The sequence below is a fragment of the Candidatus Binatia bacterium genome, from assembly GCA_023150935.1.
GTDB lineage: Bacteria > Desulfobacterota > Binatia > HRBIN30 > HRBIN30 > JAKLJW01.
On the sequence record JAKLJW010000129.1, the window covers coordinates 1 to 670 of the forward strand.

Consider the following 670-nt stretch of genomic DNA (forward strand, 5'->3'; position numbering starts at 1 on the left):
CCGCGGCGCGGTTTGAAGGTCTCCTTGCTGCCGGCGAGGCTGACGATCTGGTCGAGGTGGAAGAAGCGCCAGCCGGGAATGGGCGCGCGCTGGTAGGCGCGGATCATCACGCCGCCCTTGGTCTCGATCACCGAATAGGGTTCGATCTCGCGCACGGGGCCTGCCTTGCCCTCGCTGGTGAAGTACTGCAGCTTCAGCAGCTTGTGCTCGTAGGTGGCCTCGAGCACCTGCTTGAGGATGTCCTTGTCGGCCTTGTCCATGACGAGCTCCTATTAAGAGAACGCTGCCTTAGCCTTCGTCGCTTTCACGCAGTTTCGCCAGCACGCTGTAGTCTTCCAGCGTCGTGGTATCGCCGACGCGCTCCTTGCCGCTGGCGATGTCGCGCAGCAGGCGGCGCATGATCTTGCCGCTGCGGGTCTTGGGCAGCGCGCCGGTGAAGCGCACCTGCTTGGGACGCGCCAGCGCGCCGATCTCCTTGGTCACGTGCTTGAGCAGGTCGGCCTTCAGGTCGTCGCCGGCGGCGTGGCCTTCCTTCACGGTCACGAACGCGGCGATGGCCTGCCCGGTGATCTCGTCGGGCACGCCGATGCAGGCGGACTCGGCCACCGCGGGGTGGCTGACCAGCGCGGACTCGACCTCGGCCGTACCCAGGCGGTGCCCGGAGACGTTG

Annotated in this window: 2 protein-coding genes; both read right to left on the reverse strand. The window is 66.7% G+C overall.

The features are described from left to right. On the reverse strand, positions 1-260 hold a 260-nt coding region (locus L6Q96_23320; GenBank protein MCK6557478.1), incomplete at its 3' end, for a WYL domain-containing protein. A 28-nt stretch (positions 261-288) separates the two neighbouring features. Next, positions 289-670: acetyl-coenzyme A synthetase (locus L6Q96_23325; GenBank protein MCK6557479.1), on the reverse strand; the 382-nt coding region annotated here is incomplete at its 5' end.